22 protein-coding genes and 2 pseudogenes are annotated in these 23,619 nt (G+C 70.2%); 11 read left to right on the top strand and 13 right to left on the bottom strand.

Annotation, left to right across the window (positions count from 1 at the left end; genetic code table 11):
- The first annotated feature begins 116 nt into the window (after window positions 1-116).
- Window positions 117-455, top strand: coding sequence for an Lsr2 family protein (locus OG698_RS22310; protein ID WP_399983457.1), 339 nt, complete (start codon window positions 117-119; stop codon window positions 453-455).
- On the opposite strand, the gene OG698_RS22305 is transcribed toward OG698_RS22310, so the two are convergent.
- Window positions 434-1,009 (bottom strand): SCO3374 family protein, encoded by a 576-nt coding sequence (locus tag OG698_RS22305; RefSeq protein ID WP_406104946.1) that lies wholly within the window; start codon window positions 1,007-1,009, stop codon window positions 434-436. The two genes, OG698_RS22310 and OG698_RS22305, sit on opposite strands and share 22 nt — an antisense overlap.
- 432 nt (window positions 1,010-1,441) lie before the next feature.
- On the opposite strand from OG698_RS22305, the gene OG698_RS22300 reads away from it, so the two are divergent.
- The gene (locus OG698_RS22300; RefSeq protein WP_399983462.1) at window positions 1,442-3,967 is read left to right on the top strand and encodes an ATP-dependent Clp protease ATP-binding subunit; all 2,526 of its coding nucleotides are present in this window, start codon (window positions 1,442-1,444) and stop codon (window positions 3,965-3,967) included.
- 80 nt (window positions 3,968-4,047) lie between these two features.
- Here OG698_RS22300 and OG698_RS22295 read toward each other — a convergent pair whose 3' ends face one another.
- Complete coding sequence (locus tag OG698_RS22295) at window positions 4,048-4,281, bottom strand: hypothetical protein (protein ID WP_406111754.1); 234 nt, start codon at window positions 4,279-4,281, stop codon at window positions 4,048-4,050.
- 27 nt (window positions 4,282-4,308) lie between these two features.
- On the opposite strand from OG698_RS22295, the gene OG698_RS22290 reads away from it, so the two are divergent.
- Entirely contained in the window at window positions 4,309-4,560 is a 252-nt protein-coding gene (locus OG698_RS22290) for a hypothetical protein (protein ID WP_406111752.1), read from the top strand.
- A gap of 210 nt (window positions 4,561-4,770) precedes the next feature.
- Here the strand turns inward: OG698_RS22290 and OG698_RS22285 are convergent.
- Together OG698_RS22285 and OG698_RS22280 are read right to left on the bottom strand one after the other, a co-directional pair.
- Window positions 4,771-4,815, bottom strand: a pseudogene (locus OG698_RS22285) (hypothetical protein); the annotation flags it as partial.
- Between the two features lie 178 nt (window positions 4,816-4,993).
- Window positions 4,994-5,122 (bottom strand): annotated as a pseudogene (locus OG698_RS22280) (hypothetical protein); the annotation flags it as partial.
- Window positions 5,123-5,584: 462 nt separating this feature from the next.
- Between OG698_RS22280 and OG698_RS22275 the strand changes: the two are divergent.
- The gene (locus tag OG698_RS22275) at window positions 5,585-6,262 is read left to right on the top strand and encodes a M23 family metallopeptidase (protein ID WP_406104945.1); all 678 of its coding nucleotides are present in this window, start codon (window positions 5,585-5,587) and stop codon (window positions 6,260-6,262) included.
- A 68-nt stretch (window positions 6,263-6,330) separates the two neighbouring features.
- Here the strand turns inward: OG698_RS22275 and OG698_RS22270 are convergent, their stop codons facing one another.
- A complete protein-coding gene (locus OG698_RS22270) occupies window positions 6,331-6,903 on the bottom strand; it encodes a TetR/AcrR family transcriptional regulator (RefSeq protein ID WP_406104943.1) in 573 nt (190 codons plus the stop codon).
- Between the two features lie 147 nt (window positions 6,904-7,050).
- Between OG698_RS22270 and OG698_RS22265 the strand changes: the two genes are divergently transcribed.
- From OG698_RS22265 to OG698_RS22255, 3 genes are all read left to right on the top strand, one after another.
- Window positions 7,051-8,805: an MDR family MFS transporter gene (locus tag OG698_RS22265; RefSeq protein ID WP_406104942.1), complete on the top strand. Its 1,755-nt coding sequence runs from the start codon at window positions 7,051-7,053 to the stop codon at window positions 8,803-8,805.
- Between the two features lie 203 nt (window positions 8,806-9,008).
- Window positions 9,009-9,446, top strand: coding sequence for a helix-turn-helix transcriptional regulator (locus OG698_RS22260; protein WP_406111215.1), 438 nt, complete (start codon window positions 9,009-9,011; stop codon window positions 9,444-9,446).
- 52 nt (window positions 9,447-9,498) lie between these two features.
- Window positions 9,499-9,945 (top strand): VOC family protein, encoded by a 447-nt coding sequence (locus OG698_RS22255; protein ID WP_326774672.1) that lies wholly within the window; start codon window positions 9,499-9,501, stop codon window positions 9,943-9,945.
- 21 nt (window positions 9,946-9,966) lie between these two features.
- Here the strand turns inward: OG698_RS22255 and cseC are convergent, their stop codons facing one another.
- From cseC to OG698_RS22230, 5 genes are all read right to left on the bottom strand, one after another.
- A complete protein-coding gene (gene cseC, locus OG698_RS22250) occupies window positions 9,967-11,346 on the bottom strand; it encodes a two-component system sensor histidine kinase CseC (RefSeq protein ID WP_406104940.1) in 1,380 nt (459 codons plus the stop codon).
- 98 nt (window positions 11,347-11,444) lie between these two features.
- Window positions 11,445-12,161: a two-component system response regulator CseB gene (gene cseB, locus OG698_RS22245; RefSeq protein ID WP_356286751.1), complete on the bottom strand. Its 717-nt coding sequence runs from the start codon at window positions 12,159-12,161 to the stop codon at window positions 11,445-11,447.
- Between the two features lie 82 nt (window positions 12,162-12,243).
- The gene (locus tag OG698_RS22240; RefSeq protein ID WP_406104938.1) at window positions 12,244-12,900 is read right to left on the bottom strand and encodes a hypothetical protein; all 657 of its coding nucleotides are present in this window, start codon (window positions 12,898-12,900) and stop codon (window positions 12,244-12,246) included.
- Complete coding sequence (locus tag OG698_RS22235) at window positions 12,888-13,436, bottom strand: SigE family RNA polymerase sigma factor (protein ID WP_356286745.1); 549 nt, start codon at window positions 13,434-13,436, stop codon at window positions 12,888-12,890. The genes OG698_RS22240 and OG698_RS22235 overlap by 13 nt, the downstream gene beginning before the upstream one ends.
- Window positions 13,437-13,617: 181 nt before the next feature.
- Entirely contained in the window at window positions 13,618-14,514 is an 897-nt protein-coding gene (locus OG698_RS22230) for an A/G-specific adenine glycosylase (protein ID WP_399983478.1), read from the bottom strand.
- Window positions 14,515-14,658: 144 nt separating this feature from the next.
- Here OG698_RS22230 and OG698_RS22225 point away from each other — a divergent pair, with 144 nt between their 5' ends.
- Both OG698_RS22225 and OG698_RS22220 read left to right on the top strand, forming a co-directional pair.
- Window positions 14,659-16,257, top strand: coding sequence for a sensor histidine kinase (locus tag OG698_RS22225; RefSeq protein WP_406104936.1), 1,599 nt, complete (start codon window positions 14,659-14,661; stop codon window positions 16,255-16,257).
- Window positions 16,254-16,901, top strand: coding sequence for a response regulator transcription factor (locus OG698_RS22220; protein WP_326774666.1), 648 nt, complete (start codon window positions 16,254-16,256; stop codon window positions 16,899-16,901). Before OG698_RS22225 ends, OG698_RS22220 begins: the two co-directional genes overlap by 4 nt.
- Here OG698_RS22220 and OG698_RS22215 read toward each other — a convergent pair whose 3' ends face one another.
- The gene (locus OG698_RS22215; protein ID WP_406104934.1) at window positions 16,902-17,543 is read right to left on the bottom strand and encodes a phosphatase PAP2 family protein; all 642 of its coding nucleotides are present in this window, start codon (window positions 17,541-17,543) and stop codon (window positions 16,902-16,904) included.
- Window positions 17,544-17,728: 185 nt separating this feature from the next.
- Between OG698_RS22215 and OG698_RS22210 the strand changes: the two genes are divergently transcribed.
- A complete protein-coding gene (locus tag OG698_RS22210; RefSeq protein ID WP_406104932.1) occupies window positions 17,729-18,529 on the top strand; it encodes a hypothetical protein in 801 nt (266 codons plus the stop codon).
- 435 nt (window positions 18,530-18,964) lie between these two features.
- Here OG698_RS22210 and disA read toward each other — a convergent pair whose 3' ends face one another.
- Window positions 18,965-20,089 (bottom strand): DNA integrity scanning diadenylate cyclase DisA, encoded by a 1,125-nt coding sequence (gene disA / locus OG698_RS22205; RefSeq protein ID WP_356286736.1) that lies wholly within the window; start codon window positions 20,087-20,089, stop codon window positions 18,965-18,967.
- Window positions 20,090-20,219: 130 nt separating this feature from the next.
- The gene (radA, locus tag OG698_RS22200; protein WP_406104930.1) at window positions 20,220-21,629 is read right to left on the bottom strand and encodes a DNA repair protein RadA; all 1,410 of its coding nucleotides are present in this window, start codon (window positions 21,627-21,629) and stop codon (window positions 20,220-20,222) included.
- Between the two features lie 254 nt (window positions 21,630-21,883).
- On the opposite strand from radA, the gene OG698_RS22195 reads away from it, so the two are divergent.
- Window positions 21,884-23,599, top strand: coding sequence for a BACON domain-containing protein (locus OG698_RS22195; RefSeq protein ID WP_406104928.1), 1,716 nt, complete (start codon window positions 21,884-21,886; stop codon window positions 23,597-23,599).
- Window positions 23,600-23,619 lie beyond the last annotated feature (20 nt).

Here is a 23,619-nt window from a genome sequence, read left to right as displayed (position 1 = left end):
CCAGCAAAAGCGGTTTGCTTTCCGACGTACTGCGTACTGCATATAACAAGGGGACGGCGAATCAACGACTGAGGTCGTGGAGTCCGGCCCTACAGATATCGATGAAAGGAAATCCGGTGGCACAGAAGGTTCAGGTCCTTCTTGTCGACGACCTCGACGGTGGCGAGGCGGACGAGACCGTGACGTTCGCGTTGGACGGCAAGACTTACGAGATCGACCTCACCACCGCGAACGCGGACAAGCTCCGCGGACTTCTTGAGCCGTACCTCAAGGGTGGTCGTCGCACCGGAGGCCGTTCCGCCGGCGGACGCGGCAAGGCGCGCGCCGCGGCGGCCGGCGGCAGCCAGGACACGGCGCAGATCCGCGCCTGGGCCAAGGAGAACGGTTACGAGGTCAACGACCGCGGCCGTGTCCCCGCGTCCATCCGTGAGGCCTACGAGAAGGCCAACGGCTGAGCGCAGGCACGTCGCAGCCGGATCCGGTGGCACTGAGTCGCCGCCGTTTCCACCAGCCGTACGAGACCGGGGGCGCCCCCACCGCCCCCTACGGCCGAAAGCGCCGTCAGAGCCGGAAGTGTCGGCTCGACGTCGCATCCGGGCTCGGGGGGCCGCACCCAGACCGCGGCCTCCTGCGGGTCCGGCACTCCCGGGGGCGCGGGCGCGTCGATCCGCCCGCCCGCACCGGCCACGGTGAGATCGAGGGGCAGCGCCCCCCACTCCAGCCAGTCGAGCAGCCCCGGCAGCTCCTCCGCGCTGCCCGCGGCCACCAGCAGGCGCATCGTCTCCCCTTGCAGGGCCACCGGACCCCCGGGGTCCAGCCGCCGCAGCACGGCACGTCCCGCCTCCGCGGGCAACTCCAGTACGTCGAAGCGCAGCCCCGTCAGCAGCTGAAGGCCCTCGGGGCCCGGCGCGGTGGCCCAGCCGAGCGCGTTCTCGTACCACTCCCGCACCGGATCGCCCGCGTCGAGCGGCCGACGGGACAGGGGCACGGTGGGCACGATGGAAACCATGTCCGGAGCAACCGCCGGGAACCCTCGCGGGTTACGCAGCGTTGTCGAATGAGTGCGCAGAGTTTCCCAAATGGGGGCGCGCGGAGGCGTTCGGCGGCGCAAGGGTGTTCGCCCGTAGCGGAGGGAACCGGGGCGCGCCGCATGGACTGTCACTGCTGGCGGGTAAGACATCCCTAGTGAGGAGGGGCGACACGTGGGTTCGGGCCGTCTTGCGTTCGCCATCGGCGTACTGATGGTGGGGGTAACTGCCTGGCCTGCGGGAACATCGTCTCGCACCATCGGTGTTGGAGCAGTTGTCGGCGTTCGGGTCAGGAGGCCATCGACGGGTGTCGGCAGTTGGAATGAGCGGTCCCCGCTTGCGGGACTAAGCTGCGGAAGGACAGGGAGGGGAGCGTCCCCTTACTGCCTGACCGCTCTGAGGAGCGATTAACGATGTTCGAGAGGTTCACCGACCGCGCGCGGCGGGTTGTCGTCCTGGCTCAGGAAGAAGCCCGGATGCTCAACCACAACTACATCGGCACCGAGCACATCCTCCTGGGCCTGATCCATGAGGGTGAGGGTGTCGCCGCTAAGGCCCTGGAGAGCCTCGGGATTTCGCTCGAGGCGGTCCGCCAGCAGGTGGAGGAGATCATCGGCCAGGGCCAGCAGGCCCCGTCCGGGCACATCCCCTTCACCCCCCGTGCCAAGAAGGTCCTGGAGCTGTCGCTCCGCGAGGCCCTTCAGCTGGGCCACAACTACATCGGCACGGAGCACATCCTGCTCGGCCTGATCCGTGAGGGCGAGGGCGTCGCCGCCCAGGTCCTGGTCAAGCTGGGCGCCGATCTCAACCGGGTGCGGCAGCAGGTCATCCAGCTGCTCTCCGGCTACCAGGGCAAGGAGACCGCTGCCGCCGGCGGTCCTGCCGAGGGCACGCCCTCCACGTCCCTGGTCCTCGACCAGTTCGGCCGGAACCTCACGCAGGCCGCCCGCGAATCCAAGCTCGACCCGGTCATCGGGCGCGAGAAGGAGATCGAGCGGGTCATGCAGGTGCTGTCCCGCCGCACGAAGAACAACCCGGTCCTCATCGGCGAGCCCGGCGTCGGCAAGACCGCCGTCGTCGAGGGCCTCGCACAGGCCATCGTCAAGGGCGAGGTGCCCGAGACCCTCAAGGACAAGCACCTCTACACCCTCGACCTGGGCGCGCTGGTCGCCGGTTCCCGCTACCGCGGTGACTTCGAGGAGCGCCTGAAGAAGGTCCTCAAGGAGATCCGCACCCGCGGCGACATCATCCTGTTCATCGACGAGCTGCACACGCTGGTCGGTGCGGGTGCCGCCGAGGGCGCCATCGACGCCGCTTCGATCCTGAAGCCGATGCTGGCCCGCGGTGAGCTGCAGACCATCGGTGCGACCACGCTCGACGAGTACCGCAAGCACCTGGAGAAGGACGCCGCTCTCGAGCGCCGCTTCCAGCCCATCCAGGTCGCGGAGCCGTCGCTGCCGCACACGATCGAGATCCTCAAGGGTCTGCGCGACCGCTACGAGGCCCACCACCGCGTCTCCATCACGGACGAGGCCCTCGTCCAGGCGGCGACGCTGGCCGACCGGTACATCTCGGACCGCTTCCTGCCGGACAAGGCGATCGACCTGATCGACGAGGCCGGTTCCCGGATGCGCATCCGCCGGATGACCGCGCCGCCGGACCTCCGTGAGTTCGACGAGAAGATCGCGGGCGTGCGCCGCGACAAGGAGTCGGCCATCGACTCCCAGGACTTCGAGAAGGCAGCTTCGCTCCGCGACAAGGAGAAGCAGCTGCTCGCCGGGAAGGCCAAGCGCGAGAAGGAGTGGAAGGCCGGCGACATGGACGTCGTCGCCGAGGTCGACGGCGATCTGATCGCCGAGGTCCTCGCGACCGCGACCGGCATTCCCGTCTTCAAGCTGACCGAGGAGGAGTCCTCGCGTCTGCTGCGCATGGAGGACGAGCTCCACAAGCGCGTCATCGGCCAGAAGGACGCCGTCAAGGCGCTCTCGAAGGCGATCCGTCGTACGCGTGCCGGTCTGAAGGACCCGAAGCGCCCCGGTGGCTCGTTCATCTTCGCGGGCCCGTCCGGTGTCGGTAAGACCGAGCTGTCCAAGGCGCTCGCCGAGTTCCTCTTCGGTGACGAGGACGCGCTGATCTCCCTCGACATGTCGGAGTTCAGCGAGAAGCACACGGTCTCGCGTCTCTTCGGTTCGCCCCCCGGTTACGTGGGCTACGAAGAGGGCGGCCAGCTGACGGAGAAGGTGCGGCGCAAGCCGTTCTCGGTGGTTCTCTTCGACGAGGTCGAGAAGGCCCACCCGGACATCTTCAACTCGCTGCTCCAGATCCTGGAGGACGGTCGCCTGACCGACTCCCAGGGCCGGGTCGTGGACTTCAAGAACACGGTCATCATCATGACGACCAACCTTGGAACCCGTGACATCTCGAAGGGCTTCAACCTGGGCTTCGCGGCCACGGGTGACACGAAGTCCAACTACGAGCGGATGAAGAACAAGGTCTCGGACGAGCTCAAGCAGCACTTCCGCCCCGAGTTCCTCAACCGCGTGGACGACGTCGTCGTCTTCCCGCAGCTGACCCAGGACGACATCCTCCAGATCGTCGACCTGATGATCGGCAAGGTCGACGAGCGCCTCAAGGACCGGGACATGGGCATCGAGCTCAGCCAGTCCGCGAAGGAGCTCCTGGCCAAGAAGGGTTACGACCCCGTGCTCGGCGCGCGTCCGCTGCGTCGCACGATCCAGCGCGAGGTCGAGGACTCGCTCTCCGAGAAGATCCTCTTCGGCGAGCTGCGTCCGGGCCACATCGTGGTCGTCGACACGGAGGGCGAGGGTGACGCCAAGACGTTCACCTTCCGCGGCGAGGAGAAGTCCCCGCTGCCCGACGTGCCGCCGATCGAGCAGGCGGCCGGCGGAGCCGGGCCGAATCTGAGCAAGGAGGCGTAACCCTTCGGGGACGCGCTGAGACAGAGGGGCTCCCCCAGGACTTTGGTCCTGGGGGAGCCCCTCTGTCGTGCGCTCGCGGGTCAGCCACCCCACCGGTGGACGGTGCCGTCGGCCTGAGGGAGGAGGTCGGCGTACATCTCGGCAGCGGCCCGTTCCCGTACCTCTTCGAGGACTTCCTGTTCGACCGCTGAGGCGTTCTGAAGGCTCGCCGGTGCGAGGAGGGCCGCGCGGGGGCTGTCCACCGCCGACAGGCCCCGCAGGAGCGTCGTGCGGGTGCGGGTGCGGGTGCGGGCGTGGGCCACCGCCATGCGCACGACGTCCTCCCACTGGGTGTCGCCGGCGTGGCCGAGCAGGACGTCGAGGTGGCCCTCCTCGACCGCGTAGCGCGCGCCGAGGTGGTCGACGTCCGGTGCGCGAAGTCGACCACCTGCGGGGCGGAGGCTGCGCAGGACGCCGCCGCGCAGCAGGAGGTGGCGCAGGATCGTGAGAGCGTCGCCCTGGCGGCGTCGGGGACTGAGGGCAGGGCGCGTTCGCGCTGCGTGAGCGCGGTGGCCTCGTCCATCTCGGTGCGCCTCGCGAGTACGAGTGCGTAGGCGAGGCGGCGCCGGAGGAGTTCGGTCTGGTCCTCGGTGTCGAGTTCGAGGCCGCCCCTGCCGCGCCGGCGGTCGCGGTCGGTGAGGATCATCTGGAGCGCGGCGTCGTACAGGGCCTTGCGCGGCGGCAGACAACCGCGGCGCGCGCGGTGGAGGGCGCAGGGCGTCGGCGGTGAGGCCAGGCGCGGGGGCCGAATCGCGCAGGGTGCGGGCCAGCTGCCGGTGGCCGAGGCGGACCGCCTGGAGGTCGTCCATGTCCAGGTCGCCGGGGCGAGGAGCCTGCGGGCGAGGGCGGCCGTGACCGCCTCCTGCTCGTCCGCGGGGAACGGGGGCTCGCCCGGGGACTGCACGGCCTCCCGCACCGGACGGGCGGCGCCAGGTGCCCGACCTCCTTCTCTCCGAGAGTCCGCTTCTCGCCGCGGAAGGTGACGAGCCCCGAGAGGCGTACGGGCTTGTCCACCAGGCCCGCGCCGGGGCCGTTCGCGGGGCGGGTGAGGAGCTGCTTTACCAGAGGCGAGAGCACGCTCGACGCCAGGCGCGTGCCGAGGACTGCGGGATCCATCTGTGCTGCCCCCCGAAGGCCGTGAAACCAGGCGCTTCGGCGTAGCCCGCGTCACATTCGAGGGTCTCTGGATCTTGCCTCCCGGTGACATGGCGCACAGGCGTTTTGTCCGGTACTAGCCGCAATAGTGGATGCGTTGCGGGGGTGGGGGGTTGTTGCGGCATAGACAGGTTCTACCCAAATGTCCGTTTCTTGGATCGATGGGGTGCGTGGCCGGTGGGGCCCGGGGACGCAAGGGCATGAAGTGCCCCTAAACCTGGAATCGAGGCATAAAACCGACAGATCGCAGGGTGCCTTCGAGGGGCGTCAAGAGGTTGAAGTCCCGACCTTTTGGTACGGCTTTGGGTAGTAGATGGGGCCTTTGAGTCGAGATGGGGTCCCGGGTTACCAATGAACAGCCAGCCCGGCACGTCACCAACGAGTGCCGGTCTGTCCCTGTCATCAACGCGGAGGTAATCCCGAATGTCGAAGCGCACCATGACTCTTTCTTCCGGCTCGTCCCTGCTCCGTACTCGGGCGGCCGTCGTGACCGTCGCCATGGGAGCCACGGCGCTGCTGGGGGCCGGGGCCGCGGTCGCCGCCGAAAGCACTCAGGGAAGCGTCGCGCTGCCCGGCGTCGCCGCGGCTTCCGTTCAGGCGCAGGCCAAGGCGCAGGCCAAGGCCGCCGAACAGGCGAAGCAGAACGCCGCGACGGTCAAGAAGGCCACCGCGAAGAAGGCCGCCGGCTGGATGGACCCGGTCAAGAGCTACAAGCTGTCCGCGGGCTTCGGCCTCGGCGGCAACATGTGGTCGCACAAGCACTCCGGCCAGGACTTCGCCGTGCCGATCGGCACGAACGTCATGGCTGCCCACGGCGGCACCGTCGTCAAGGCCGGCGGCAACGGCGGCGGCGACGGCCCGGCGTACGGCAACGCCATCGTGATCAAGCACAGCAACGGCACGTACTCGCAGTACGCGCACCTGTCCCGCATCGACGTGCGCATAGGCCAGACGGTCTCCACCGGTCAGCACATCGCGCTCTCCGGCAACACCGGTAACTCCAGCGGCCCGCACCTGCACTTCGAGATCCGCACGACCCCGAACTACGGTTCCGCGGTCAACCCGGTCAACTTCCTGCGCTCGGTCGGCGTCAGCGTCTGACCTGTACAAGCGAGCTCATCTGCGTAAATGAGCTCACCTGCACGAAGAGCACAACTGCATGACAGGACTCAGGCGCCCCGCTGTGCCTGGGTGATGAGATCGGTGGCGACCTCGAGGATGGCCTTGCGCTTTTCCTCGGGGTCGCCTTCGACGTCCTTGAGGACGAACAGGCCCGCGTGCATCGAGAAGATCGCGCTGAAGCAGCGGACCCGCTCGGTCAGGGTGGCGTCCTCCGGCAGGAGCTGGTCGAGGAGCGCCTTCATGCGGTCCTTGAAGAGCTCGCCGATGCTCAGCTCGCGCATGGTCGCCTGGTTCTCCTGCATGAAGCGGAACAGCGGCCCCGCCCCGTGCAGCGCCAGGCTGTAGCGCTCCATGAGCTCCTGCTTGGTCTCCAGGGTGCTGGGCTGCTCCCGACCCCACTCGATCAGCTCGTCGATGGGCCGCGTCAGGTCCTCGAAGAGGCTGACGACGATGTCTTCCTTGGTCTTGAAGTGGTAGTAGAGCGCTGCCTTGGTGACGTCGAGGTGCTCGGCGATCTCGCGCAGCGAGGTCTTCTCGTAGCCCTGTTTGGCGAACAGTTCCAGCGCCACGTCCTGGATGCGCTGCCGCGTGTTCCCGCGGCGCTGCTTGCTGCTGCCCATCTGTGGCTGCTCCTTCGTGCTGGTGGCGGGCCTTGGGAGAAAACTTACTTGACGCCCGGCTAGTTAGCGCTCTATCTTCCCTCAGTGTAGTCAACTTGCCGGGCGGCAAGTAAGTATCGGCAGGTAAGTAACTGGGGAGTGGGGATCATGGCGGAGACCGGAACAGTGGCGGCGGTGGACACCGGCGGGGGCGGCAAGGCGGCCACCAAGGAGCGGCAGCCGCGCAGCGTGCGCGTCGTCCTGATGGCATTGATGATCGCGATGTTGCTCGCGATGCTCGACAACATGATCGTGGGCACCGCGATGCCCACGATCGTCGCCGACCTGGGCGGCCTCGAACACCTCTCGTGGGTCGTGACCGCGTACACGCTCGCGACCGCCGCCTCGACCCCCATCTGGGGCAAGATCGGCGACATGTACGGCAGGAAGGGCGCCTTCCTGACCTCGATCGTGATCTTCCTGATCGGTTCCGGGCTCAGCGGCATGGCCCAGGACATGAAGCAGCTCATCGCGTTCCGCGCGCTCCAGGGGCTCGGCGCCGGTGGCCTGATGGTCGGCGTCATGGCCATCATCGGTGACCTGATTCCGCCGCGGGAGCGCGGCAAGTACCAGGGCATGATGGCCGGCGTCATGGCGCTCGCCATGATCGGCGGACCGCTCGTCGGCGGCGCAATCACCGACAACTGGGGCTGGCGCTGGTCCTTCTACATAAACCTGCCGCTCGGCCTTGTCGCCCTCGCCATGGTCACCGCGGTCCTGCACCTGCCGAAGAAGCGGTCGAAGGGGAAGATCGACTACCTCGGCGCCGCGCTGCTCACCGTCGGCATCACCTCGATTGTGCTCGTGACGACCTGGGGCGGCTCGCAGTACGCCTGGGGCTCCGCCGTGATCATGGAGCTCGCCGCGATCGGTGTCGCCGCGCTCGTCGGCTTCCTCTTCGTGCAGACGAAGGCAGCCGAGCCGATCATGCCGCTGCACATCTTCCGCAGCCGCAACTTCACGGTCATGTCCCTCATCGGCTTCGTCACCGGCTTCGTGATGTTCGGCGCCGTGCTCTTCCTGCCGCTGTACCAGCAGACGGTGCAGGGTGCGAACGCGACCAACTCCGGTCTGCTGCTCCTGCCGATGCTGCTCTCGATGATGGTCGTCTCGCTGGTCGCGGGCCGGGTCACCACCAACACCGGCAAGTACAAGGTCTTCCCGCTGGTCGGCAGCGTCCTGATGGTGGCCGGACTCTTCCTGCTCGCACAGATGGACACGGACACCACGCGGTTCACGTCCGGCCTCTACATGGCCGTGCTCGGCGCGGGCATGGGCTGCCTGATGCAGATCACGATGCTGGTCGCGCAGAACAGCGTCGAGATGAAGGACATGGGCGTCGCCTCGTCCTCCACGACCCTCTTCCGTACGCTCGGCTCCTCCTTCGGTGTCGCGATCATGGGCGCGATCTTCAACAACCGCGTCCAGGACGTGATGGCCGAGCGGGCCGGGGCGCTGGGCGGCAAGGTCACGCAGGAGTCCACGCAGCTGACCGCCGAGGGCCTGGCCAAGCTGCCGGCCGTGGCGCGTGACGCCTACCAGCACGCGGTGTCGGCCGGTACGCACTCGGCGTTCCTGCTCGGCTCGATCATCGCGGTGGTGGCGCTGATCGCGGCGGTCTTCGTGAAGGAGGTGCCGCTGCGGGGCGCAGGCCCCGCCAAGGCGGCGCCGGGCTCTCCCGAGGCCGCGGGTCCTGCGGACGCGCAGCCGGTCGACATGGCCAAGGCCGGTACGGCTACGGCCGCTGCGGCTGCGAGCGGTACCGCTGAGACCGGTACCGCCACGGCCGACGCGAAGCCGGTCGAGGGGGGCGCGGCTGGGGACGCCGCGGCGGACGGCAGGACGGTCTCCGAGACCGTCTGAGCGGGTCGTCCCGATCCTCCTCGGCTTGATGAAGGCCCCCGGTGCGCTGATGTGCACCGGGGGCCTTCGCCGTGCCGGGGCTGTCCCGGCAGGTTGCGGATGCCGTGCTTGTCCCTGCCGGCTGGAGCGGGGCGTTGTCAGTGGGGCGTGCCAGCATCGATGGCGTGGAGAAATTGCGGCAACTGCGGCTCGCCAAGGACGCGATGGACCGCGACTGGGCCGAGGCGGACCTCGACCTGGACGCGGTGGCGGCGCATGCCGGCTATTCGCGCTACCACTTCGTGCGGTGCTTCAAGGAGGCGTACGGGGAGACGCCCGGGCAGTATCTGACGCGCCGCCGGATCGAGCGGGCGGAGGAGATGCTGAGAACGGCAGACCTGTCGGTCACGGAGATCTGCGGCCTGGTGGGGTTCAGCAGCCTCGGCACGTTCTCGTCCCGGTTCAAGAGACAGACGGGCCTGACGCCGAGCGAGTACCGGGCGAAGCATGTGGGGCGCGGGGCGGCGCTCATCCCCGGGTGTTACGCGATGTTGTGGGCCGGCGGCTTCCCCGGCAGGGAGCCTTCCGGCGGTACGGGTCCGGGGGCCGGTGAGGAGCGCAATTCTGGAGAAGCGGGGGCGGGGGGTGACTGCCTACGGTGACAGGGCACGGCCGGACTCCCCGGCGCGTGGCCCGAACGACGCGGAGCGCATCATGATCAAGGGACTCGCCATTTCCACCGTCTGGGTTCTCGACCAGGACCGGGCCAAGGAGTTCTACACCGAGAAGCTGGGGCTCGAGGTGCGTACGGACATGACCATGGGCGAGGGCGGTATGCGCTGGCTGACCGTGGGCGCCAAGGACCAGCCCGACGTCGAGCTGACGCTGATGGTGCCCGGGGTGCCCGCGATGGACCCCGAGTCGGCCGAGGCCGTGAAGAAGCTGGTCTCCAAGGGCATCCTCGGGGCCGGCGTCCTGGTCACGGACGACATCCACGGGGACTACGCGAAGCTCAAGGAGCGCGGGGTCCAGTTCCTCCAGGAGCCGCAGGAGCGCCCGTACGGGACCGAGGCGATCTTCCGCGACGACTCCGGCAACTGGTTCTCGTTCACGCAGCGGAACGAAGGGCTCGACCTCGACAAGGAGTGGGCCACCAGCTAGGGCTCTCGTTCGGAGCCGCCCTCAGTCCGGCAGCCGCAGCATCGGGAAGCTTCCCGTGTTCGTCGGCGCGTGTTCCGGCAGCCACAGCACGGCGACCGCGCCCTCGGCCGGAGTCTCCGACGGAGCGCCCGGCGGGCGCACGTTGCGGAACGTGAGGCGGGCGCCGAGCACGCGCGCCTGGCCCGCCGCGATCGTCAGGCCGAGGCCGTGCCCGTGGCCCGCGCGGTCCGCCGCACCCGTACGGAAGCGGCTCGGCCCTTCGTCGAGCAGCTCCTCCGGGAACCCGGGTCCGTGATCGCGCACGCGCACCACCCGGCCCTCGACGCCGACCTCGACCGGCGGCTTGCCGTGCTTCGCGGCGTTGGCGAGGAGGTTGAAGAGGATGCGTTCGAGGCGGCGCGGGTCGGTGGTGACCTCCGACTCGTGCACCACGCTCACCCGTACGTCCGCGTGGCGCGCGCCGATCCGCCGCGTCACGAACTCGCCCAGCAGCAGGTCCTGGAGCTCGGCCCGCTCGGCCGCGCTGTCCAGACGCGCCACTTCGAGCACGTCCTCGACGAGCGTGCGCATCGCCTGGGCCCGGTCCTTGACCAGCTCGCTCGGGCGTCCGGGCGGCAGCAGCTCGGCCGCGGTGAGCAGCCCGGTCACCGGCGTACGCAGCTCGTGCGCGATGTCCGCGGTGACCCGGCGCTCGGCCTCAAGACGCTGCTTCAAGGCGTCGGCCATCGCGTCGACGGCCTGTGCGAGATCGTCGGTCTCGTCGCGTACGACGCCGCCGATGGCGTCCCCGACCCGTACGTCGGTGCGCCCCTGCGCGACCTCCCGGGCCGCGAGCGCCGCCTTGCGCAGGCGCCGTGACACCTGTCCGCCGATCAGTACTCCGAGGGCACAGCCGCCGAAGACCACCGAGATCGAGCCGATGATCAGGGCCTGGTCGAGGTCCTTCATGACGGTGGCGCTGCGGTCGGTGAAGCGGGTGTGCACGGACAGCAGGCGCCCGTCGCCCAGCGGGACCGCGGCCCAGATGTCGGGTACGCCGCCGGCCTGTTCGGAGACGAAGGTGGCGCGCCGGCCGGCCATCGCCCTCTTCCGCAGGTCAGGGGGTATGCCCGGGTCGTCGACCTTGAAGCCGACGGGGAGGCCGCGCCCGGTGGCCTCGTACTGGCGCGCCACGAACTGGATGCGTTCGTCCTGCACGTCGCGCGCGTTGTCCAGCATCGAGACGCGCGCCGCGTTGTGCACGACCAGGCTCAGGGCGAGGGCGACGAGCGCTCCCACCAGGGCGATGGCGACGCTGATCTTCCAGCGCACCCCGGTGTGCAGCGCCGGGCGCAGCCGTCTCAGCGGCAGCCGCAGCGGCCGCCCGAGCCGGGCGCGCACGGTCGCGGCGGCCCCCCTCATATCCCGATCCCGTTCCTTGTCGGACAGTGAATGACCCGGCCGGCCCATGGACCGACCGAGTCAACGGCTCTCCCAACACCCCGCCCCGGCACGGCCCGTCAGGCCTTGAGCTTGTAGCCGAAGCCGCGGACCGTCTCGATCCGGTCCTGGCCGATCTTCGTGCGCAGCCGCTGCACATGGACGTCGACGACGCGGGTGTCCCCGCCCCAGCCGTAGTCCCACACGCGCTCCAGCAACTTGTCGCGGGAGAGGACCGTGCCGGGCGCGGACGAGAACTCCAGGAGCAGCCGCATCTCCGTCGGCGTCAGCGCGACCGTGGCCCCGTCCTTGCGGACCTCCATGCCCTCGGTGTCGATCTCCAGATCGCCGAACTGCAGGACACCGCCGTTCCCGGCGGAGGCGTCGGGGACGGCCGGCGCCGCACCGGACGCCGAGCCGCTCGCATGGCCGAAGCGCCGCAGGACGGCCCGGATCCGCGCCACGAGGACGGCCCCGTCGAACGGCTTGGTCACGTAGTCGTCCGCGCCCGCCTCCAGGCCGAGCACCACGTCGATCGAGTCGGCCCGCGCCGACAGCATGATCACGGGGACGGTGGACTCGTCACGGATGCGGCGGCACAGGCTCACGCCGTCCAGGCCCGGCACCATCACGTCGAGCAGCGCGATGTCGGGCCGGTCGGCGCGGAACGCCTCGAGGCCCGCGAGGCCGTCGGGCATGGCCGTGACCACGAAGCCGTCCCGCTCCAGGGCGAGCTGGGTGGCCTCGCGGATGACGTCGTCGTCCTCGACGAAGAGGACGTGGGTGTGCTCTGCCATCCGAATCCGCTGCTCCTGTTACGTCGTCCGAATTGTGAAAGTGTCCGTCATCCGAATGGTCGGGGCTGCCCGGCCCGGCCGCTCAGTCGTCGGACGGCTCGGGCGTGTCCCCGTTCACCGCGTTGCTGTAGTCGTTGTGGGTCCTGGCCTGCTCGACGAACCGGCCGGTGGTCCAGCGGTACGTCAGGACGTCCTCACCCGAGGGATACGCCACCGAGTCGCCCTTCTCGTACACCTGCTTGGTGACGACGAGGTCGCCCCGGTCTATCTCCGCGTACACCGGAGGCTCCTCGGCCATGAAGACGTTCTCGTACCTGCCGCCGGTGTCGCGGTACACGTAGCTGCCGATGCTGACGGCGTCTCCGCAGGTCATGACGTTGACCACGACGTCGTTCGACGTGTTCCCCGTCAGGTTCCCGTAGGACACGTCGACCGGGTACTCGTCCCCCACACAGGGCTTGAGGTCACGCTTGACCTCCGTGCTCACCGACGGGTCGTCCTTGACGAGCCGGACCGCGTTCACCTGCTTGGGCGCGGGGGAGGCCGGGGAGGACGACACGGCCTTCGGGGCGGCCGAGGCCCCCGGGTCGGAGCGGGCGGGCCCCTCGTCGCGGGCGCCGGTGCCGCCGGCCGAGCAGGCCGTGAGGGCACCGAGGAGAAGGCCGATGGCGGCGAGCGCGGCCACCGCCGTACTCCCCGCCTTCAGGACCCGAGAGGCACGTATGCCTAGGCCGCGCAACGCTCCGTCTCCTCCCGTTCGAGCGCGCGGTGGCCGGACTCGTGGCGGTCCCGGCTCTCCAGCTCCTCGCGGAGCCGGGCCAGCGCCCGGTGCAGCGTGCTCTTCACGGTTCCGGCCGACATGCCGAGTGCGGCGGCCGTCTCCTCTGTGGACATCTGCTCCCAGTGTCGCAGCACCACGACACTGCGCTGCTTGGGAGCCAGCACCTTCATGATGTCCATGAGGAGCGCGCGGTCGGCGTGCTGCTCGGTCGAGTCGTCGATGCTCGCGTCGGGCAGCTGCTCGGTGGGCACCTCTTCGAGCTTGCGGGCGCGCCACCACTCCGTACGCGTATTGATCATGACGCGGCGCAGATAGGCGTCGGCGAGACGCTTGTCGGCTATGCCGTCCCAGCGGCCGAACGTCCGCACCAGCGCGGTCTGCAGCAGGTCCTGGGCGTCGACGGGGTCCGGCACGAGGCGCCGGGCGCTGCGCAGCAGGGCGTCCTGCCGAGTGCGGACGTACTCCTCGAACTCGAGCACCTCGCCGTGCGCCATGCCAACCGCCTCCCGTTCGCGAACCGTTCGCGCTCTCCCTGTCCGTCACCTGTAGGTGATCGGTACACGGGAGAAGCTACGGAGGCGTTGTCACGGGGTTGTCCGCTTCAGCATGCGGCAGGCGCACGGCTGTCCGTCGGTTGTGTAACAGACGTAAGACGTGGGTAAACCCGTACGCCCGTCAGCTCAGCGGCAACCGGTAGAAACCGTCCGGCATCGGCTCCACGAGTCCGTCCGCCACGAGCCCGTCGAGGGCGCGCGCCCGCTGCACCGGCTCGTCCCACACGAGGTCCAACGCCGCCTGGGGAACGGGCGAGACGGCCTCCCGCAGCACGGCGAGCAGCTTCCCGCGCACCTGCCGGTCCGTGCCCGCGTACGTCTGCCCGCGCCGGGGCGGACCGACGTGGTCGGGCTTGCCGGCGAGCCGCCAGGCGCACTGGGCGGCGATGGGACAGCGGTGGCAACTCTCGTTCTTCGCCGTGCAGATGAGGGCGCCGAGCTCCATGGAGGCTGCGGCCCAGCGCGAGGCCGTCGACTCCTGCTCGGGCAACAGGGCGCGGGCGAGCTTGCGTTCGGCCGCGGTCGTGGCGTTCGGCGGGTACTGCACACCGCTCACGGCGCGCGCGAACACACGCCGCACGTTCGTGTCGAGGACGGCGTGCCGCTGCCCGTACGCGAAGGAGGCCACGGCCGCGGCCGTGTACTCACCGATGCCGGGCAGCGCGAGGAGCTGGGCGTGAGCGGTGGGTACGTCGCCGTTGTGCCGCTCCGTTATGGCGACGGCCGCGCCGTGCAGACGCAGGGCGCGGCGGGGATAGCCGAGCCTGCCCCAGGCGCGCACGGCCTCGCCGGGCGCCTCCTTGGCCAGATCGGCGGGGCGCGGCCACCGCGCGAGCCACTGCTCGTACACGGGAAGGACGCGGCTCACCGGCGTCTGCTGGAGCATGAACTCGCTGACCATCACACCCCAGGGACCCGCGTCGGGGCGGCGCCAAGGCAGGTCGCGGGCATTCTCCGCGAACCAGTCGATGACGGGGGCGTGCAGGGACTCGGTGCTGGTGTTCGTGGGCGCAGTCATGGCAGGACGATCCTGCCACGGGGAGCGGGGACGGCGCGGCCACGCTGTGACGCAAACGGGTTGGCTCGTCCTCGCTCGCTTGACGCCCACCCCTGACGATCGGCAGGGGCGGCGGCCCGACCGCCGCTTGTACCTTCGGAAGATGTGAGACCACCAGCCCGCAGTACGGGCCCCCTGCTCTGGGCGGCCCTGGCCGTCCCCGTAGTCGCCGCGGAGCGCCTCGGCCTGAACGAGCGGACCCCGCTGTGGGCCCAGCTCACCGGCCTCGCGATCCTGGCCGCGGCGACCGCGCTGCACCGCACCTGGCCCGCGACGGCGTTCCTGCTCGCGGCGGCGCCGGGCCTCGCCACGTCCACCTCCCTCTTCACCACGTCGTACGGCTGCGCGCTGGCGGCCTTCGCCTTCCTGCTGGGCCTGCGCGGCACGGCGACGGGCGTCGCACTGCTGTCGTTCGCGGCGGTGGCGGCGGCGGGCACGGCCAAGATCGCGGTACGCCAGGTCGACCCGGCGGCGGAGTGGCTGGTCCTCATGGGCACGCTGCTGTTCGGCGTGGTCTTCCCCTGGCTGATCGGCCGCTACTGGCGCCAGAGCCGCGAACTGACGGCGGCGGGCTGGGCACGGGCGGAACAGCTGGAACGCGAACACAGAATCGTCGCCGACCGCGCCAGACTGCGGGAGCGGGCGAGGATCGCCCAGGACATGCACGACTCACTGGGCCACGAACTGAGCCTCATCGCACTGCGCGCGGGCGCGCTTCAGGTGGCACCGGACATGGCCGAGGCGCATCGCACGGCGGCGGCCGAACTGCGCGCGGCGGCGTCGGACGCGACGGAACGCCTGCACGGCATAGTCGGCCTGCTGCGCGAGGACGACGAGCCGGCGCCCCTGGCCCCACCGGGCGAAAGCATCGCGGCGCTGATCGAAAGAGCAGCGGACTCAGGCCTCCCAGTAACACTGCAAGACCCCCAGGACACCCGCCCCAACCCAACCCCCCGCACCACCAGCCCCCACGCAACAACCCGCACCACCTACCGAGTGATCCAAGAAGCACTCACGAACGCGGCGAGACACGCACCCGGCGCCTCCGTCACCGTCGAACACATGCAGAACGAAGACGGAACGACGGTGGAGATCACGAACGGCCGCCCCCGGCACCGCCCGGGCCCGGCGGGCAGCGGTACGGGCCTCATAGGCCTGCGCGCCGGAGTAGCGGCGCTGGGCGGCTCATTCGAGGCGGGCCCGCACGAGGAGGGCTACCGCGTCAGCGCCACCATCCCCACCAGGAAGACGCCCACCCCCGACACCACAACACCGGGCGCCCTCTTCACATCGGCGAGGCGCCTGGCCCACCGCCGGGTCGGGGTGGCGTTCGGAGCGGCGGCAGCGGTGGGTGCGGTCCTGATCGGCGGGGCGTTCGCCTGGTACGCGTACACGAAGACGCACGCGGTGCTGACGCCGGCGGCGTACACGGCCCTGAAGATCGGAACGCCGCTGGAGGAGACGGTCCCGCGGCTGCCGGACCGCACGATCAGCGACCCACCGGTGGACAGAGCTCCAACCCCACCTCCACCGGGGACGGACTGCCGCTACTACAGGGCGAACGGTGAACTCTTCGCCCCGGTGGACCACTTCAGACTCTGCTTCAGGAAGAACAAAAACCACGAACTGGCAGAAAAGAGCGTGATCCCCAAGCCAGGCACAACCGGCCAGCTGCACCAACAGAACCGAAAGGAGCCGAAATGATCCGAGTGCTGCTGGCGGACGACGAGGCGATGATCCGGGCGGGCGTGAGCGCGATCCTGGCGGCGGGGGGCGACTTCGAGGTGGTGGCAGAGGCGGCGGACGGCCGCGAGGCGGTGAGCCTGACGCAGGCCCACCGCCCCGACGTGGCGCTCCTGGACATCCGCATGCCACGCCTGGACGGCCTGGCGGCGGCGGAGGAGATCGTACGAGCGGTGCCGGGCACGGCGGTGGCGATGCTGACGACGTTCTCGGAGGACGCGTACGTGGCCCGGGCCCTGGCCGGCGGGGCCACCGGATTCCTCCTCAAGTCCGGTGACCCGCATGAACTGATGGCGGGGGTCAGGGCCGTGGCGGACGGCGCGGCGTTCCTGTCACCGAAGGTGGCGCGCCATGTCATCGACGGCTTCGGGGCACAGCGCCTGGGCCGAGAGGCGGCGGCCAGGGCCCGAGTGGCCACGCTCACCCCACGCGAACGCGAGGTGCTGGGCCTGGTGGGCGCGGGCCTCTCGAACCCGGAGATAGCGCGCCGCCTGCACCTGGTGGAGGGCACGGTGAAGGCCTACGTCAGCGCGGTCCTGGAGCGCTTGGAGGTCAAGAACAGAGTGCAGGCGGCCATCGTGGCGTACGAGGCGGGCCTGGTCTGATCACTGCCGATGGCCACCAACAGCCACATACGTACTAACCACCCCCGGCCCGGCGAACCAACGAACAACGCCGTTCCCGGACCCCCGCATGGCGACAACGACCCGAACCCCGCCCCCCGCACAAAGCCGCACCACGACGAACGAGACAAGAGCCCCGACCCCCAGCCCCACCGCCACGTCGTGCGGGTAGTGGACGCCGACGAAGACGCGGGAGAAAGCCATGAGGAGGGCGACGGGAACGGTGAGCCAGCCGATGGCGGGCCGGGCGAGGGTGAGACCGACAGCAGCAGCGGCGGCGATGGTGGCGTGATTGCTGGGGAACGACCAGTCACCGTGCGGCGGACACGCGACAAGAGAGTTCAGGGCGCCGGAGACGGCCCGGCAGGGACGCTCTTCGTCGACAACGGACTTGACCAGCTCGCTGCACACGTAGGCGACGCCGGTGGCCGGCGGGGCGAGCACGGCGACGGTCAGGGCCCGTGGATCACCGCGCCGGGCCCGCCACCAAGCCACGACGAAGAGCAGGGCGAACACCAGCAGCCCCAGCTCGGTGAACACCTCCATGAGGTGCTGGAACCACGACGGGGTGCCGTGGGCGAAGCCGGTGATGTCGCGATAGAGGTCGGAGTCGAAGATTCCCATGTCACGGACGGTACGTAGGGCCCGTACACGGTCACATCCGGCGATGGTCTCGTCCCGTACCTGACGAAAGACAGGGGTTGTCCCCGCGCCGGAACGGCCGCCCGGGACTATGATCCGCAAAACTCGCGGGCGGTGGCGGCGGGTGGGGGCGGGAGAACGGACGGATCTCTCGTACAGTTTGCGCCGTGGGATCTCTGCGCAATCCGATCGGGCCGCTTCCCTCCACCATTTACTGGCGACGGAGGGCCGTTCTGCTGTCCATGGTGGCGCTGCTCGCGCTGCTGATCGTATGGGCCGTCAACTCCGGTGGCGGAGGCGGCAGGAACAGCGCCGGTGGCTCGAACGGCAAGAACACCGCGCCCTCTTCCATCACGCCCGGCCCCTCCGGGTCCGGACCCGCGATCAGCGAACACCCGGGCGGCCGCGACGAGTCGGGCGGCGGCGGTGGTGGTGACGGCGGTTCCTCGGACGGCGACAACGGTGACGGCTCAGGCTCGGACACAGCCGGCTCTGGGGCGGGATCCGATGACGACGCGAAGGGCGGCACAGGCGCGGGTGACCGACTCCCCGCGGGCTCGAGCCTCCCCGACTGCACGACAGGCGGCGTGACCCTGACGCTGCGCAGCGTCCACAACTCGTACGCGCCCGGAGAGAAGCCGAAGTTCGAGCTGACGGCCAAGAACACGACGGCGAAGGACTGCAAGGTCGATCTCGGCCCGAAGAACGCGGTCCTGACGATCACCCAGGCATCCAGCGACGACGAGATCTGGTCCTCCGGCGACTGCCCCAAGGGCTCCGGCAGCCTCCTGCTACGCGTACCGGCAGGCGCCCACATCACGCACACGATCGAATGGGACCGCAACGCAAGCGCCCCCCAGTGCGCAACCCCGACGGCAGGCCCGGCAACGCCGGGAACCTACCTGGTAGAGGCAAAGGCAGCCCAACTCCCCAAGGCCCAGGCGTCTTTCGTGCTGGCCAAGGACTGACAGACACAGCCGCCCGACGGACCCCACCGGCGATCAGTCGCGTACGAGACAGAAGGACCGACGAACGGCCCACCGGCCGGCGGCCGCGTACGAATCGGGTGGGGCCGTGGCGGGATGTGCGCGCGGAGCCACCAGCACCACGCGCAGGTAATCAGCTGGGTGACGAGGCCCCGTAGAACAGCGAGCACGTACATCCCGGCGCGGCCCCGCACCTGAAGACGGCGACGCGGCCTGCACCCGCACTAGAAAACGGCGCTGCGCTGCGCACCCGCACCTGAAAACGGCGATGGCCCCCGCGCCCGAAGAAAACGGGGATGTGCCCCCGCCCCCGCACCCGAAGACAGCCATGCGCCCCGCCCCCGCACCCGAAGACGGCGATGGCCCCCGCACCCGAAGAAAACGGCGAAGACCCCCACACCCCAGCCCGGCGGCAGCCTAGACGTACCGCTCCAGGATCGAAGACTCGGCCAACCGCGAGAGCCCTTCCCGCACGCTCCGGGCGCGAGCCTCCCCGACGCCGTCCACAGTCTGCAGATCATCGACGCTGGCGGCGAGCAGCTTCTGCAACCCGCCAAAGTGCTCGACAAGCCGGTCAATGATCGCCCCAGGCAGCCGGGGCACCTTCGCCAGCAGCCGGAACCCACGAGGCGAAATGGCCGAGTCGAGGGTTTCCGGAGACCCGGTGTACCCCAACGCGCGTGCCACAGTGGACAGTTCAAGAAGCTCGGCATGCGTCAGCGCATCGAGCTCGAACAGTGCCTCATCAACGGTCCGGGACCGCTTGGCAGTGGGCTCAGGCACATAGTCCCGAACGACGAGCTCCCGCTCGGGCTCGACGCCGGCGATCAATTCGTCGAGCTGAAGGGCGAGCAGTCGCCCGTCCGTCCCGAGCTCCACCACGTACTCGGCGATCTCGGTGGCGATGCGCCGCACCATCTCCAGCCGCTGCGCAACCGCGGTCACATCGCGCACGGTGACGAGATCCTCGATCTCGAGCGCGGAGAGCGTCCCGGCCACCTCGTCCAAGCGGAGCTTGTACCGCTCGAGAGTCGCCAGCGCCTGATTCGCCCGGGAGAGAATCGCGGCCGAGTCCTCGAGAACGCGCCGCTGCCCGTCCACGTAAAGGGCGATGAGCCGCATCGACTGCGACACGGAGACCACAGGGAAGCTGACCTGCTTGCTCACGCGGTCCGCCGTGCGGTGCCGCGTGCCCGTCTCCTCCGTGGGGATCGTGGGGTCGGGCACCAACTGGACGCCCGCCCGCAGGATCTTGGTGATGTCCTTGTCGATGACGATGCCGCCGTCGAGCTTGCACAGCTCGCGCAGGCGCGTCGCGGTGAACTCGACGTCCAGGATGAAACCGCCGGTACACATCGACTCGACGGTCTTGTCCCAGCCGAGAACGATGAGTCCGCCGGTGTTGCCGCGGAGGATTCGCTCGAGGCCGTCACGCAGCGCCGTACCGGGCGCGACGGCGCTCAGTGAGGCGCGCATCAGCCCATCGGCACCGGAGCTCCCGCCGGACTTGCCGGGAGCTGCTGCCCGGTCGTTGGCTGCCACTGCACTCCTCCGGTCGCAGATGTCACAGATATTGCAGACATCGCAGATGTCACAGATGTCGCAGATCCTGCGGAACTTGCAGATCTTGAATGCCCAGGGTTCGTACGCACGGGCGAGACCAGGGCAAAGTCTACCGGCGCTCCTCCGTCTCCCGTGGGGCCTCTCGGCGACGGCTCCTGGGCAGCACGCGCAGAGCGTCCCCCATGTCGGCGACTTCGGTGACCTTCATACCGGCAGGCACCTTGCCGGGATCGCTCGGCACGAGGGCGTGGGTGAAGCCGAGCCGGTGCGCCTCGGCGAGCCGGCGCTGCACGCCGGTCACCCGTCTGACCTCGCCCGCGAGGCCCACTTCACCGATCGCGACGAGGTTCTTGGGGAGCGGGGTGTCGCTGGCGGCGCTGGCGAGGGCGAGCGCGATGGCGAGGTCCGCGGCGGGCTCGGAGAGCTTCACGCCGCCGACGGTCGCGGAGTAGATGTCCCGCTTTCCCAGGGCGGTGATCCGCCCGCGCTGCTCGAGCACGGCGAGCATCATCGAGACGCGAGAGGTCTCCAGACCGGACGTCGTGCGCCGGGGGGACGGGATCTGGGAGTCGACGGTGAGGGCCTGGACCTCGGCGACAAGGGGCCGGCGACCCTCCAGAGTGACGGTGAGACACGTCCCGGGAACGGGCTCGTCGCGGCGGGTGAGGAACAGCCCGCTGGGGTCGGCGAGTCCCGTGATGCCCTCGTCGTGGAGCTCGAAGCAGCCGACCTCGTCGGTCGTCCCGTACCGGTTCTTCACACCGCGGACGAGGCGCAGGCGCGCGTGCCTGTCGCCTTCGAAGGAGAGGACGACGTCCACGAGGTGTTCGAGGAGGCGGGGTCCGGCGATGGCGCCGTCCTTGGTGACGTGGCCCACGAGGAGGGTGGCCATGCCGCGGTCCTTGGAGGCGCGGATCAGCGCGCCGGCGACCTCGCGGACCTGGGCCATGCCGCCGGGGGCGCCGTCGATCTCGGGGGAGGCGACGGTCTGCACGGAGTCCATGATCAGGAGGCTGGGCTTGACGGCGTCCAGGTGGCCGAGGACCGCCGACAGATCGGTCTCGGCGGCGAGGTACAGATGGTCGTCGATCGCCTTGATGCGGTCGGCGCGCAGGCGGACCTGGCTGGCCGACTCCTCGCCGGTGACGTACAGCGTGCGGTGCTCGTCGCTGGCGGCCTTGGCGGCGACGTCGAGCAGGAGGGTGGACTTGCCGACGCCGGGCTCGCCGGCGAGCAGCACGACGGCGCCGGGGACGAGACCTCCGCCGAGGACCCGGTCGAGCTCGGGCACGCCGGTGGAGCGGGCGGTGGCCTGCCGCCCGTCGACCTGGCCGATCGGGACGGCGGACGTCGTGACCCGGCCGGGCGCGGTCGTCCGCACGGCGGGCGCGCCGTACTCCTCGACCGTCCCCCACGCCTGGCACTCGCCGCAGCGACCCAGCCATTTCGCCGTCTGCCAGCCGCACTCGGTGCAGCGGTAGGACGGCCGGTCCTTGCCGGATTTCGTACGGGCAGCCATGCACCGAACCGTAACCGAGACCACTGACAACCCGGCGCCGACCACCGCCGACCACCACCCGCCCCCCTCGGGGGAGACCCCGCGCCGGGTGTGCGCCCGTGCGCCCCGGCGCACATATATGCGCCGAGCACATGTTCCCTTGTACGGAATTCGGTATTCCCGTCCCCCTTTGAGGGATCGTTTCACCCGTACGGATTAAATGTCCCCAAGGGGGAGGAAGGGTGCGGCACCATCCGCCTACGGTCGCACGGGTGATGACCAGCAGGCCGGAAACCTCCACGCAGACCACCGGCGCACACCGGGCGCACCGCGACGGGCACGGGCGACCTGCGCCGCGGACCGTACCCCAGCGCCCGACATCGCGCTACGAGCCTTATCTGGACGGCCTGTTCACGTACTGCCTGTCCGTCCTGTGCGATCACGACGACGCCCTCGCGGCGCTGGCCGACGCCCTCGCGCTCGCCGAACGCCGCGGCTCCCGCGGCCCCGAATCCGAGAGCGACCGCAAGGCGTGGCTGTACGCGCTCGCGCGCTGGTCGTGCCTGCGGGCGCTTGCGGAAGCGAAACGCCGCAGACAGGGGACGCACGCATCGGGCAGGCCCCACCCCGAAGCCCCGCCCGCCAAAGAGACCCCCTCCGAAGAGATCCAGGCGCAGCGCCGCCGAGAGCTGGCGCTCCTGGCCTGGCCGGAGGCGGCCGGTACGACGCCTGAGCAGCGCGAGGCGCTGGAGCTGGCCGTACGTCACCAGCTGTCGCCCCGAGAGGTCGCCGCCGCGCTGGGCACGGACCCGGCGCTCACCCGCGAGCTGCTCGCCACCGCCGCCTGCGAGGTGGAACGCACCCGCGCCGCGCTGGCCGTAGTGGAGACCGGCACCTGCCCGAGCGTCGCCCGCCTCACCGGGGACAACCAGCTGCTGCTGAGCTCCGCCCTGCGTCGCGAGCTGGTCCGGCACGTCGACGACTGCCCCCGCTGCCGGCGCACCGCCGAGCGCGCCACCCCCGGCACCTGGCCCGGCACCACGGTCACCCCGGCCGCCCTGCCCCTCGCGACGGCCCCGCGCGCGGCCCTGCACCGGGCGATGGCCCATGGCGACCGCCCCCAGCGCGGCGCGGCGCCCCGCTTCGACCGGCGCGGCTTCCCGATGGACCCCAAGGACCGTGCCGCCCGCCGCGACCGGCTACGCGCGCGTGCCGTCACGACGACGGTCGTCGCCACCGTCGTGGCCGCTCCGGTGCTGGCGCTGTGGGCGGCGTACCGGGGAGCGCCGCAGACGGGCGAGGGCCAGGACGGGCGCTCGATCAGCGCGAGCGAGGCCGGCGACCCGGGCGGGCTCGACGGCAACCGCGCGGACGGCGCGTACGAGAACGCGGGCAACGCGCGCACGACCCCCGACCCCCGTTTCACCGCGGGCAGCCGCTCCCCGGACGTCTCCGTGGAGGTCATCAGCCCCGGCGGACCCGCGCACTCGGGCCCGGGCCGGCTCACCGTGGAGGCGCAGCCGAGCGGCTCCGCGACCCTCATCAAGCTGACGGCGTCCGGGAGTTCACCGGTCCACTGGTCCGCGCACACCGGAGCGAGCTGGCTCTATCTGACGAGCACGTCGGGAACGCTGCGGCCCGGCGAGTCGTTCACGATCCGGGTGTACGTCGATCACGACCGGGAGCCCACCGGTCACTGGTCGGCGCGCATCGGCATCGACCCCTCCGGGGCCGTCATCTCAATAGAGGGACACGGGAGTTCGGGCCCCTCGCAGCCCGGCACCTCGGACCCGGGCCCCGACCCGTCGAACACGGGCAACCCGGGCCCCGGCCCGTCGGACCCCACGCCGTCGGACCCCGGCCCCTCCGACCCGGACCCCACTCCGTCCGACCAGAGCCCCACGCCGTCCGAGCCGTCACCGAGCCCGTCGTCCCCCACGGACTCGTCACCGCCGCCGAGCGACGGCGGCGCGAGCCCGAGCGGCGGCTAGCGCGAGCCTCCGCCGGCCGC

This window comes from Streptomyces sp. NBC_01003, from assembly GCF_045162695.1.
In the GTDB taxonomy this organism is placed as follows: Bacteria; Actinomycetota; Actinomycetes; order Streptomycetales; family Streptomycetaceae; genus Streptomyces.
Note: the sequence above shows the minus strand (reverse complement) of the source record. Positions and strands in the feature narration are given on the sequence as shown.